The organism is Pseudomonas sp. NY15364 (assembly GCF_048068235.1).
Classification (GTDB): domain Bacteria; phylum Pseudomonadota; class Gammaproteobacteria; order Pseudomonadales; family Pseudomonadaceae; genus Aquipseudomonas; species Aquipseudomonas mendocina_D.
Window position 1 is genome coordinate 17,347 of sequence record NZ_JBLUPX010000035.1, and the last position, 9,310, is coordinate 26,656.

Sequence of the window (9,310 nt, forward strand, 5' to 3'; positions counted from 1 at the left end):
TCATGCCAAACCCACCCGATGGCAGCAGCCTGGGAACATCCGCTCGAAGTGACGCTTGAGCCACTCAGCAAAATCTTTGGCTGACATGTCACACCTTCTCGATCTTCTTGCCGATGATGCGGTCGGCGTACTCGCGCAGCTTCTCGACGCCCATGAAGCCGACAGCACCACCCACAAAGGTGGCCATCGAGTCAGGCAGGCCGAAGTATGCGAGCAGAGGAACAAGGGTCAGCGTGGCCAGGCCACACAGAGCGCCCTCAAGCGCCATCTGGCGCCACCCGCCGTTTCCGTAGATCACACGCACAACAGCAATCGCAACTGACAGCCCAAAGGCGTAGAGCTGTGGATGGTGCGATGCCACCCACGCGACAAATGCCGCCCAAAGGCTGGGGTCGTGATCCATTTTCATGGCTCCGTTCCTGGCCTACAGGCCGATTGCTAATGAATGGCTGGCACGGCAGGTCTCGAACCTGCGACCGCCCGGTTAACAGCCGGGTGCTCTACCAACTGAGCTACATGCCAAGGAATAAAAGGCCGACCGAAGCCGGCAAGACTGCTGGGGAGCAGCGGAGCAATAAGCACCCGCACGATTTGAGCATCGCCCTATCGGGCCAGCACTACCGGTACGACCAGCGTTCTAGGCTTGGCGGGTAATCGGCATCAGATTGCCGGTCTATCGCCGGTATCCGAGCATTTAAGGCATCAAAGTGCCGAATAGGAAGCCCGCCAGTTGGCTCAACCTTTCGATGAATTCGGCTGGTCGGCGGGCTAAATCGTGGCGCCCACCTGAATCAGGCAGTCGCTGTAAATGGCGTTCTTGGCTTCGTCGTCGAGCGGCAGCGGGATATCGGCGACTGCTTTGGCGCAGTACTCCATGCGCTGCATGACACGCTCTGAGGCTTGGCGGCTGAAGGCAACCTGATAGGGCTCAGGCTGAGCAGCGCAACCGGATAGCAGCACGGACAACAGAGCGAGTCTGTGCATGCTGCCTCCTGCCGGACGGCGGAAACGAAAAAGCCCAGCGCGGTGGCTGGGCTTCTGAAAGTATTCTCCAGCGCGCAGTGCGCCAGAATGGGATTAATATCGCTCATCCGCTCACTGCATGCAACACCTTTATGCGGCTACGCTGAGCAACAATCCTTCCTCCTGCAAAATCTGTTCAGCGGCTGCGATTGCCTCCTTTTCCATCTCGTATAGCACGGCCCTTACGCCCTGCCTCCAGCGGCGCTTGGTCTGCTCTGGTCGCGCCTCTGCGTCCCAGTTGCTCATGTCGTAGAACCAGTCATCAAGCATCAGCACATCGCTCGAGCGCTTGCCTTTGAGCCCCTTCATCTTGGGTATCGCCCAGGTGTACACAGCCATGCCGAGGAACTGCTTCGGCGCCGGGGTGGCGATGATCGGGATCAGCTGCTGTATCGCGTCCTTGCGCCGCTCATTGTGGGTGCTGTACTTGGCCACCAGCACATCCCAGTGACGGCCCTTGAGCAGGCTGTGCAGCCTGGCGTGCACCCAGCAGTCAACGTCCATGCGAGACAGTTCGCGGTTACTTGAGCGAGAAAGCGTAGCCAGGTCAAAACCGTCTTGGTAGCCGGGACGGTAAAGCTTCTGCCAGGCCTGCTTGCTGGTGTTGTCAATGGCTTCTGCGGCCAGTGCCGACACGATTGCGGCCAGAGTACTGGTGTAGATCATGCTGCTGCCCCCTTCGCTGCTTTCTGGTCTTCTCGGTAGAACCGGCCACCGATGCAGTGCACCAGGGTGCGCTTGCCGTTGGCATAGGTGATGTCGTGCGTGTGCGTCCAGGCGCTTGGCGAATCTTCGTTGTAACCCATGCGCAGGTTGGAACTGGTACCGACTGAGTGCGCGCCGTCGATGATCTCGGCGCCGTGGCTATGACCCTTGGTCACCTTGGCGCCTATGGTGGCGAATCCCTTGGTGCTGCCGCGGGCCCCGTTCGGCCCCTTGTGCCCGTGCCACCCATACTCGATGCCGTGCTTGGCGAACGACTCACCAGGCTTCAGCCAGGTCAGCCGCTCGCCGTTCTTCATCAGCTTGTCCATCCAGTACTGGAACGGGTCGCAGTAGCCGCCGCGGTGGATGGCGTCGAGCATCGCGGTCTTAGTCTCGTGGTAGACCAGAGCGTTTTCCAAGTCGTTGGCATGCTCCGACTTCTCCAGCCACTGAGTGAAGTGATCGTGGTGGTTGCTGCCAACCATGACGGTGCGATCTGCCAGGCCAGCCAGCTCGTCCACGTGCGCCGCGGTGACCTGCAGTTCCTTGAGGACGCTGGATGTACCGGTGACCACACGGCGGAACTTCTCGAAGTACTTGGCGTGGTGCGAGGCGCTGCCAAAGTTGAGCACGTCATGCAGCACAAGGTGCTTTGGCCTGATCAGCTCAGCAAGCTGCTTGGTGGCGGCGTGGACACGCGGGTCTGCCATCTCGGCGTGCACGTCACCCATCACCAGAATGTCAGCCCGCGGCGCCGGTTCTATTCCCTTGGTGGAATACTTGCTGGCCAGGTCGATAAAGCTGCCGTCCTTCATCGGGCAGATGTGGCGGATGTGGTTGGCGGTACCTTCCACCTCGACCACAACCGCTCCCAAGGTGTGGTGGAACTCGCCCTTCTTGCCGGCATTGGTGTCGCTATATTGCTCGAGCGTGCATGCGCCGGTGGTCAGCACCAGCTTGGCCGGGTCGCCTACCTTGGTGGCCACCGACCGCAAGGCGATCTTCGTGTGCCCAAGGATCGCAGATGCGGTACCGCTCACTGTCAGCCAGCCCTGCAGCGGGTTGATCGCAGTTGGTTGCACCTTGATGTCGGCCAGAACCACCAGGTTCTTGGCGATCTTCGTGCGGCTGTGCGTCAGGTATGGCGCCAGTCGGTCATCCCACCATTCGTCATCGCCCGCCTCTTCGCGCCTAGTCGGGTTCCGGTAACGCATCGGGATGACGATCAGCTGAGCACCACGGGCTGCACAGTACCTTTCCAGTGTGCGCAGGAATGGACCGTGCGCTTTCGTGGCATTCACGGCGGCGGTGATGACGTAGGTTTGCGCGCTGGCCTCTACCTCAGGCAGTGACTTACCGAACTGCACGCCGGAGGCCTCGAGCCGTGCCTTGCGGGTGTACAGGTTCCGCTCATGCATGCCCAAGAACGCAGCGGCCTCGACTACCGTTCGCCCCTGCAGCGCCTGGATGATCTCTTCGTCTGTCGCCTTGCGCGCTGCCATCAGGCTCTCTCCTGTGCCGCCTTGGTCTCAAACTCGATGAGCATGTCGATGCAGTGCTTTGCCTTTTCGAGATCCTGAATCCCGCCCTTCTGGCGAAACCGAGAGATGTACTTGATAGCGGTGTGCTGACAGGCATCCAGGCCGTTCGCCATGCTGTATTCCATAGGCTGGATCTTCATTCCCTTGTAATGGCCGCCGCCGATTTGGGTATCTAGTGCACTCATGCCTGCTCTCCATCATTGAAACCGGCCAGCTCAAGCAGCAGTTCGTGCTTGGCCATTTCGAGGAAGCCCACGATCATTGCCGTGGGTACTCCTGCCTCAGATGCTTTCTCAATAGACGCCCACACCTCTTCGCACAGGTGGTCGCCGGCAGCGCTGAGCTTCGGCGGGAACCCATGGCGGTCAGTGAGGCTGGTCACTTTGCTGTTCATGCGGCAGTCCTCTTGAGTTCACGCACCTTGGCGCGGTAGTGGGCGGCGATAGCCTTCAGGTCGTCGATGGTGTACCGGCGCGGCTCTTGGTCCCTTTCCAGGGCCTCAACAGCGTCAAGGCCGATGCGGTTAATCAGGCCAATGCGGTAGTCCACGGCGTTTCCGGACAGATAGCGGTTGTCCTGCTTGCTCTGTGCGTGGCAGTTGCGCTCGTCAAAGCGCAGATGGGGAGCCGAGCCAACGCTGCGGTAGTGCCCGGCGTCCACGGCATTGCCAGCCCAGTCCAGGGGACGGCCACTGGAGATGCACGGATGCCCGGCAACACGGTCACGCCAGCGGATGAACTCGTTGAACGCCTGCTGAGCCTCGCGCAGGTAGTCGCCGCGACTCTTGAGCCTGGCCTTGCGCTCCCTGATCTCTTTCCGCTCGCGCTGGGCTATGGCCTTGCGTGCCCGTTCTTGGTTGCTCGGCGCTACGGCGATTGCACAGGTCGGACTGCACACCTTCTGCCCCAGGCGCTGAGGTGTGAACTTCTCCGCGCAGGACGGGTTAGCGCATGCCTTGAGGCGTGCTGGCTTGTCGGCGCTGACTGTGCGGCCTTTCATCAGTAGCCACCCCGCTGACGACGAGCTTTAGCAGCCCGTTTCTTCTCACCCTTACTGCGTCCGCCGCCATGAAAAACATCGTCTGACGCAATGGATGGCAAGAAAGGCGTTTGCTCCAGCAGCAAAGGCTCCGGTACGACTAGGCGCCTGAACTCACGAACCCCATCAGACGCTTTGCTATCGCATGCTTCCAGAGCTCTCAGGGCGGCGACGAGCAGGCCAGAACCGCTACCGATGACAGCAATCCTTACGACGCTCACGCCCTCACCTCCCTGCAAACATCCAGAACGCCTTGCGCGTACTGCGCCGGCTGCTGCTTGGCGGTCGCTTCCAGGTTGTCGAGTACGGTGGCCAGCGGGCCGCGCTCGTCGAACATCGCGCGCGGCGCTCCGAGTACGGCCTTGATGCAGTCGATAGCGTGCATGCGGCCTTCTAGGCGTTGGTGGTTCATGCTGCGTTCTCCCGCTCAATTCCCCAGTAGTCAGCCGTGGTGAACTTCACGCCGCGCTCAGCAGCGAAAGCCTCCATGACCAGGAACATGTCGTTGAACCACCGCTTGCTCTGCTTGCGGGTGGAGATTCCGAGGACTACGAAGCCCCCATTGAGGCCCGGAACAGCGCGCTGCTGCTCGACCGATGCGCTGAAGACGTGCTTCCAGTCGGTCTCGTCCAGCTTCTGGCCGTACCACTCAACCTGGCGGCTGATGTCCCGCAACATGGCCCACATGCGGCGGTTCTGAGCGTCGGTGCGTACTTCATCCTTGATGCACCAGGTCTTGCCGGCCTGCAGGTCGATGCGCTGCAGGATCTGGATGGCGCGGGCGCGGTCTTGCTCGTTGCGCAGGGGGAAGGATGGGTTAGCCATTGCACTCACCCCGCATAACCCTTACGCAGAACTCCAGATACCCACACGCACCGATAGCCCATATCCAGCACAGGGCGCGGAAGGCGTAGTCGTAGAGGTCAGGCATTGGGGGCCTCCTTCGCAAGCAGCGCCCTGGCCTTCGCGATCTCTCCGCAGGTATGGCGCTCCCAGCCAGTCGCATCCGAGATGTGGATCAGCGCCTGCAGCTGTCTCTTGTACGCCTCAAGCTCAGCCAGAACGTCGCGCTCTGCTTTGATTTGGCTCGGTAGGCTGCACCAGCACGTTTCAACCGTGCTGTGTTCATAGAACACGCCTTCGCCCTTGCAGATTGAGCAGTTCGGGTTAGTCATGGCTGGCCTCCTGCGACATGGCGGCGCAGTTCTCGCATACGCCGCTGTTGGCAGCCATGAAGCCGGCGCCGTAGCTGTTCACCGGATAGCCGTCACCGCAACCGCACCAGACATATTCATCGCGACTGTCGTGGGGTAGCCGGCGAGCACGCTCGGCATTAATCGACGCGATAACAGTCCACGCTCCACGGTAGCGGCGATGCCGATCAGCTTCGCTCAACTCATCAAATGGGATTTCGTTCTGCGTGGTGTTAGCGTGCAGCGCCCTTGCAGCGGCGCGGACATCATTGGCGAAAAGGTGGCCCTCTGCGCTCTTGGCTCGCTGTTTCCAGTATTCGGCACGGCTGGCGACTTCCTTGATCGCCTCAAGCTCAGCCAAAGCAGCGTCGCGCTCGGCCCTGAGCGCCAGGAGCTCGTCCATATCGTTTTGATTACCCATTGATCAACGCCCTCCCGCGCACCACCTTGACCACCCGGCCGCGCTCCAGGCGCACAGGATCGCGCCCGGTAATGCTCCAGCCCTCTGCCAGCATCTTGTCGATATGCGCCCGCAGGGCGTGGTACTTACGCATGAGCCACCTCCCTGCGCGCTGCCGGGGCCAGTTCGCCCCACAGTTTCATCAGCCGCTTGCAGTCGAAGAACTCGATGCGGCCGTTCACATCGATGAAGGCGCTCAGGCTCATGTCAGCCATGCCCGTAAATCCGCGACCGGCGTAGTAGTGCTCGCGACGGTTGTCGATCACCACGTCCAGCACTTCGCAGCACTGGCCAATAAGCTCGGGCGAGCCAATCGCGTGGATTATCAAGGCGCTGTCGCCTGGCAGGAGTTGATCGAACATCAGGCGATCCTCCCTTCAGGCCAGATCGACCGGACAACGGCCAGGGCCTCGTCATAGGTCATCCACTCGCCGCCCATGCTGAAACGGCAGCCAGCGGCGTAAACGGTCCAGTTGCGTTTCATTGCTGGGCACCTCTCGGCTTGAAGTCGGCGACCATGGAGCGCGCAGATGGGCGGCCTTTACTGGCCGTCTGAACCTGCTCTTCCTCACGCTGCTGGGCGCAGCTGACAAAGCGTGCGTATTCGCCCTGGAACTGCAGGAGGCAAAAGCCTGGCTTGGCGTGGCGGCACTTCACGACGTCAAGCTCAGTAATTCCGTTCTGGCCTTGCGGACTGTTCATGTCCCGGTGAGCCATGATGATCACGTCGGCGTCTTGCTCGATCTCTCCTGAGTCGCGCAGGTCGCTCATTTTCGGCTTGGCATCGGCGCGTGTTTCGATGCTGCGGTTCAGCTGGGCCAGGGCGATGATCGGAATGCCGAGTTCCTTGGCCAGCGCCTTGAGACCACGGCTGATCGCGCCAAGCTCTTGGTTGCGGTTCTGGTGCTTGCTGTTCGGCTCGGGGGCGATCAGCCCCAGGTAGTCGATAACAATCACGTCCAGCGGATTGGCGCGGTGCTGGAAGCGGGCAATCGAACAGATGCGGCTGAAGGTCAGTGCGCCCTTGTCGCAGATACGGACATCAGCATCTGCGGCCTTGGCGACTGCAGCAGTCATGCGAACGATGGCCTCTCCGTCATCCAGCGCCTTGCCAGACTCGATAAGGCCTTGGGATACCGAAGACAGCGCGGCCAGGGAGCGCTTGGCCAGTTCGGCCTGTGACATTTCCAGCGAGAAGATCAGAGCGGCGCCAGACTTGCGTACGGCAATCTCGTCGGCCAGGCCGACACCGAGGACGGTCTTGCCGGTACCAGGACGACCGGCAATGATTGCCAAGTTCCCCGGGCGCAACCCCTTCACGATGCCGTCAAGGTCTGGAAGGTTGAACTCAAGCCCTACCGCTTTCTGGCCGGTCCAGCGCATTTCCATCTCATCGAAGACAGGCTGCATGGCTTCGCGCAGCGTCACGACATCCGGGCGCTCTTCCTGGGCCACCAGATCGAATACCAGGCTTTGCGCTTGGGCGATCTGCTCAGGAATGCGGCCGCGCTCCTGGGCGATCTCCATCAGCCTTTGTCCGGTTTCGTACAGGGCGCGGGCCTTAGAGCGCTCGACCACAATGCGAGCGTAGTGCACGCCGTTGGCAGCGCTTGGCACGTTGCTCCAAAGCTCTCCGGCGTAGACCAGCGTCAAGTCACCGCTCGGCAGTTCTGCGCGAATCTCGGCCAGCGAGAGCGGGTCCGGCTGGATCTTCTTGGAGTGGCAGGCGAGGATCATGTTGTACAGCGCGGCGTTGTCCTCGTGGCTGAAGTCGCTATGCGCCAGGAACGCGCCAACGGTTTCGCACAGGTCAGGCTGCTTCATCAGGGCGCCGAGCACGCCTTGCTCAGCTTCCATGGCGATCAGGGGGCGATCAGCGTTCATCGTATTTGCCCTCCATGAAGCGCTGCAGCTTGGTCGCCGTTGTCAAGAACTCAAAATCAGCTCGCCATGCGCGCTTGCCGGTACCGAGCAGGAACGGGCAGTCCAGAACGTCGTTAAACAGGCCTTCCCAGAACTCCAGGCCACCGTCGCGAACAGGGAATGTCCCATCGAGCTTCAGGTTGTGGCAGGCCTTGATGCCCTTGCGGTGCTTGTCGGTCAGACCCATGCAGCGTGTCAGGTGTCCACCGAGAATCTGGTTGTACAGTTCGCGGATTTTTTCGTACTGGATTCCTGCCGGCGCAGATTGCGTCTCCGCAGCCTGCGGGGACGAATCTGGTTCAAAAGACGGTTCTATTACGGTTCTGGGGGCACGTGGTGCCGGGGTGGGCGGCACGTGGTGCCGGGGTGGGGCGGCATCTGGTGCCGGGGGGCACATGGTGCCGGGGGCATAAGATGCCGGGGTAACGGTGTAATAAGTGGACCGCCCATAGCGCTGAGTACTGGACAGAATGCCGACTTCTTCCAGCCAGCGAATGGCGTTGCGAACAGCGCGCTCAGAAAGACAGGTTCGCTCAGAGATACGGGCCACGGAAGGCCAGCAAACACCCTCGTCATTGGCGTTGTCTGCCAGGCTTATCAGAACAGCCTTCTGAGCGGCGCTCATGCCTTGCAGGGGCCAGCAAGCGGACATGATTACGGTGCTCATGCCTTTTCTCCTTCCATATCGCGAAGGAGACGTGCCACATTGCTTTCCGGTTTTCTGGTGGGGAGTCGATTCAGCAACTCTTCGCGCAGCGAATAGATGGCGCAACCGATCCAGCTATATCGGCAAATAGGGCCTGTGGAATGAATGATCTTCCCGTCCGTCCACAGCTTTTTACCCTCGAAGGCTGCAGCTTCGATCAAGGCGATTGCGCGTTCTTGCGCGCCTTCAGCGTGAATGTATTTGGTGAAGAGCGAGTCTTTGTGGCCTTGAATTGCGCCCTCGGCGGTCTGAGCAAAGGTCGACACGTACTCCTCAATAATCTCTGCGAAGTCCGAATAGCAACCACGGAAGAACTCTCTGCTCGCGTTAACCCGGCGATTAGCGAAATGAGCATGGATGCTTGCTTCAGTTGAGCGAGGGTCTTCAACCTCGCCGAAACACAGAAGATCAAATGGCAATGGGGCGCTGGTTGAACCGGAGAGCTCCATTACTCGCTGCGATGGAGCCCGCTCCGTCATCCCGATCTTGAAGATACTGGGCATAGCTTCATTGCCCAGGCAGTAGATAAACCCGTAGTTCATGGGTTAGGATTCCTCTGTCGCGTTATTGAAAGCGCGCTCAGTTGCAGCTGGGCGCAAAGACAAAGCCCTGTAGCGCTCGCTCAGGGCTTTGTTGTTTCTGGCTCTTTCTGGATTCGTGCTGCTACGCGCCAGCTCATCTGCGGCCACAGCCATGGCGGCGTAGTCGACTGGAGTCAGGC

The 9,310-nt window shown here is 60.5% G+C and carries 17 protein-coding genes and 1 tRNA gene; all 18 read right to left on the bottom strand.

Annotation, left to right across the window (positions count from 1 at the left end):
* Positions 1–88: 88 nt before the first annotated feature.
* The 18 genes from ACNFCJ_RS20890 to ACNFCJ_RS20975 all read right to left on the bottom strand — a co-directional run bounded on the left by ACNFCJ_RS20890 (position 89) and on the right by ACNFCJ_RS20975 (position 9,131).
* Positions 89–409 (bottom strand): phage holin, lambda family, encoded by a 321-nt coding sequence (locus ACNFCJ_RS20890; RefSeq protein WP_416773402.1) that lies wholly within the window; start codon positions 407–409, stop codon positions 89–91.
* Between the two features lie 37 nt (positions 410–446).
* Positions 447–522: transfer RNA gene (locus tag ACNFCJ_RS20895), tRNA-Asn, on the bottom strand.
* A gap of 246 nt (positions 523–768) precedes the next feature.
* Positions 769–984, bottom strand: a complete 216-nt coding sequence (locus tag ACNFCJ_RS20900; protein ID WP_416773404.1) for a hypothetical protein — start codon at positions 982–984, stop codon at positions 769–771.
* 129 nt (positions 985–1,113) lie between these two features.
* A complete protein-coding gene (locus tag ACNFCJ_RS20905; RefSeq protein ID WP_416773406.1) occupies positions 1,114–1,689 on the bottom strand; it encodes a hypothetical protein in 576 nt (191 codons plus the stop codon).
* Complete coding sequence (locus tag ACNFCJ_RS20910) at positions 1,686–3,230, bottom strand: hypothetical protein (protein WP_416773407.1); 1,545 nt, start codon at positions 3,228–3,230, stop codon at positions 1,686–1,688. Before ACNFCJ_RS20910 ends, ACNFCJ_RS20905 begins: the two co-directional genes overlap by 4 nt.
* On the bottom strand, positions 3,230–3,454 hold the full coding sequence (locus ACNFCJ_RS20915) for a DUF3310 domain-containing protein (protein WP_416773408.1): 225 nt from the start codon (positions 3,452–3,454) through the stop codon (positions 3,230–3,232). The genes ACNFCJ_RS20910 and ACNFCJ_RS20915 overlap by 1 nt, the downstream gene beginning before the upstream one ends.
* On the bottom strand, positions 3,451–3,663 hold the full coding sequence (locus ACNFCJ_RS20920; protein WP_416773410.1) for a hypothetical protein: 213 nt from the start codon (positions 3,661–3,663) through the stop codon (positions 3,451–3,453). The genes ACNFCJ_RS20915 and ACNFCJ_RS20920 overlap by 4 nt, the downstream gene beginning before the upstream one ends.
* The gene (locus tag ACNFCJ_RS20925; RefSeq protein WP_416773412.1) at positions 3,660–4,268 is read right to left on the bottom strand and encodes a recombination protein NinG; all 609 of its coding nucleotides are present in this window, start codon (positions 4,266–4,268) and stop codon (positions 3,660–3,662) included. The genes ACNFCJ_RS20920 and ACNFCJ_RS20925 overlap by 4 nt, the downstream gene beginning before the upstream one ends.
* 256 nt (positions 4,269–4,524) lie before the next feature.
* A complete protein-coding gene (locus tag ACNFCJ_RS20930) occupies positions 4,525–4,719 on the bottom strand; it encodes a hypothetical protein (RefSeq protein WP_416773414.1) in 195 nt (64 codons plus the stop codon).
* Positions 4,716–5,132, bottom strand: coding sequence for a recombination protein NinB (locus ACNFCJ_RS20935; RefSeq protein ID WP_416773415.1), 417 nt, complete (start codon positions 5,130–5,132; stop codon positions 4,716–4,718). The genes ACNFCJ_RS20930 and ACNFCJ_RS20935 overlap by 4 nt, the downstream gene beginning before the upstream one ends.
* Before the next feature lie 98 nt (positions 5,133–5,230).
* Entirely contained in the window at positions 5,231–5,482 is a 252-nt protein-coding gene (locus ACNFCJ_RS20940; protein WP_416773417.1) for a hypothetical protein, read from the bottom strand.
* Positions 5,475–5,921, bottom strand: coding sequence for a hypothetical protein (locus ACNFCJ_RS20945; RefSeq protein ID WP_416773418.1), 447 nt, complete (start codon positions 5,919–5,921; stop codon positions 5,475–5,477). The genes ACNFCJ_RS20940 and ACNFCJ_RS20945 overlap by 8 nt, the downstream gene beginning before the upstream one ends.
* Positions 5,914–6,054, bottom strand: a complete 141-nt coding sequence (locus ACNFCJ_RS20950) for a hypothetical protein (protein WP_416773420.1) — start codon at positions 6,052–6,054, stop codon at positions 5,914–5,916. The genes ACNFCJ_RS20945 and ACNFCJ_RS20950 overlap by 8 nt, the downstream gene beginning before the upstream one ends.
* Positions 6,047–6,322, bottom strand: a complete 276-nt coding sequence (locus ACNFCJ_RS20955) for a hypothetical protein (protein ID WP_416773422.1) — start codon at positions 6,320–6,322, stop codon at positions 6,047–6,049. The genes ACNFCJ_RS20950 and ACNFCJ_RS20955 overlap by 8 nt, the downstream gene beginning before the upstream one ends.
* Positions 6,322–6,444: a hypothetical protein gene (locus tag ACNFCJ_RS20960; RefSeq protein WP_416773423.1), complete on the bottom strand. Its 123-nt coding sequence runs from the start codon at positions 6,442–6,444 to the stop codon at positions 6,322–6,324. The genes ACNFCJ_RS20955 and ACNFCJ_RS20960 overlap by 1 nt, the downstream gene beginning before the upstream one ends.
* Complete coding sequence (locus ACNFCJ_RS20965) at positions 6,441–7,844, bottom strand: DnaB-like helicase C-terminal domain-containing protein (protein ID WP_416773425.1); 1,404 nt, start codon at positions 7,842–7,844, stop codon at positions 6,441–6,443. The genes ACNFCJ_RS20960 and ACNFCJ_RS20965 overlap by 4 nt, the downstream gene beginning before the upstream one ends.
* Positions 7,834–8,550, bottom strand: coding sequence for a helix-turn-helix domain-containing protein (locus tag ACNFCJ_RS20970; protein WP_416773427.1), 717 nt, complete (start codon positions 8,548–8,550; stop codon positions 7,834–7,836). The genes ACNFCJ_RS20965 and ACNFCJ_RS20970 overlap by 11 nt, the downstream gene beginning before the upstream one ends.
* Positions 8,547–9,131 (bottom strand): GIY-YIG nuclease family protein, encoded by a 585-nt coding sequence (locus tag ACNFCJ_RS20975; RefSeq protein WP_416773428.1) that lies wholly within the window; start codon positions 9,129–9,131, stop codon positions 8,547–8,549. The genes ACNFCJ_RS20970 and ACNFCJ_RS20975 overlap by 4 nt, the downstream gene beginning before the upstream one ends.
* Positions 9,132–9,310: the final 179 nt, after the last annotated feature.

What these genes read in the sequence shown, in the direction of transcription:
- ACNFCJ_RS20890 (WP_416773402.1), bottom strand. Translation starts at nt 409, where the DNA reads ATGAAAATGGATCACGACCCCAGCCTTTGGGCGGCATTTGTCGCGTGG.
- ACNFCJ_RS20900 (WP_416773404.1), bottom strand. Translation starts at nt 984, where the DNA reads ATGCACAGACTCGCTCTGTTGTCCGTGCTGCTATCCGGTTGCGCTGCT.
- ACNFCJ_RS20905 (WP_416773406.1), bottom strand. Translation starts at nt 1,689, where the DNA reads ATGATCTACACCAGTACTCTGGCCGCAATCGTGTCGGCACTGGCCGCA.
- ACNFCJ_RS20910 (WP_416773407.1), bottom strand. Translation starts at nt 3,230, where the DNA reads ATGGCAGCGCGCAAGGCGACAGACGAAGAGATCATCCAGGCGCTGCAG.
- ACNFCJ_RS20915 (WP_416773408.1), bottom strand. Translation starts at nt 3,454, where the DNA reads ATGAGTGCACTAGATACCCAAATCGGCGGCGGCCATTACAAGGGAATG.
- ACNFCJ_RS20920 (WP_416773410.1), bottom strand. Translation starts at nt 3,663, where the DNA reads ATGAACAGCAAAGTGACCAGCCTCACTGACCGCCATGGGTTCCCGCCG.
- ACNFCJ_RS20925 (WP_416773412.1), bottom strand. Translation starts at nt 4,268, where the DNA reads ATGAAAGGCCGCACAGTCAGCGCCGACAAGCCAGCACGCCTCAAGGCA.
- ACNFCJ_RS20930 (WP_416773414.1), bottom strand. Translation starts at nt 4,719, where the DNA reads ATGAACCACCAACGCCTAGAAGGCCGCATGCACGCTATCGACTGCATC.
- ACNFCJ_RS20935 (WP_416773415.1), bottom strand. Translation starts at nt 5,132, where the DNA reads ATGGCTAACCCATCCTTCCCCCTGCGCAACGAGCAAGACCGCGCCCGC.
- ACNFCJ_RS20940 (WP_416773417.1), bottom strand. Translation starts at nt 5,482, where the DNA reads ATGACTAACCCGAACTGCTCAATCTGCAAGGGCGAAGGCGTGTTCTAT.
- ACNFCJ_RS20945 (WP_416773418.1), bottom strand. Translation starts at nt 5,921, where the DNA reads ATGGGTAATCAAAACGATATGGACGAGCTCCTGGCGCTCAGGGCCGAG.
- ACNFCJ_RS20950 (WP_416773420.1), bottom strand. Translation starts at nt 6,054, where the DNA reads ATGCGTAAGTACCACGCCCTGCGGGCGCATATCGACAAGATGCTGGCA.
- ACNFCJ_RS20955 (WP_416773422.1), bottom strand. Translation starts at nt 6,322, where the DNA reads ATGTTCGATCAACTCCTGCCAGGCGACAGCGCCTTGATAATCCACGCG.
- ACNFCJ_RS20960 (WP_416773423.1), bottom strand. Translation starts at nt 6,444, where the DNA reads ATGAAACGCAACTGGACCGTTTACGCCGCTGGCTGCCGTTTCAGCATG.
- ACNFCJ_RS20965 (WP_416773425.1), bottom strand. Translation starts at nt 7,844, where the DNA reads ATGAACGCTGATCGCCCCCTGATCGCCATGGAAGCTGAGCAAGGCGTG.
- ACNFCJ_RS20970 (WP_416773427.1), bottom strand. Translation starts at nt 8,550, where the DNA reads ATGAGCACCGTAATCATGTCCGCTTGCTGGCCCCTGCAAGGCATGAGC.
- ACNFCJ_RS20975 (WP_416773428.1), bottom strand. Translation starts at nt 9,131, where the DNA reads ATGAACTACGGGTTTATCTACTGCCTGGGCAATGAAGCTATGCCCAGT.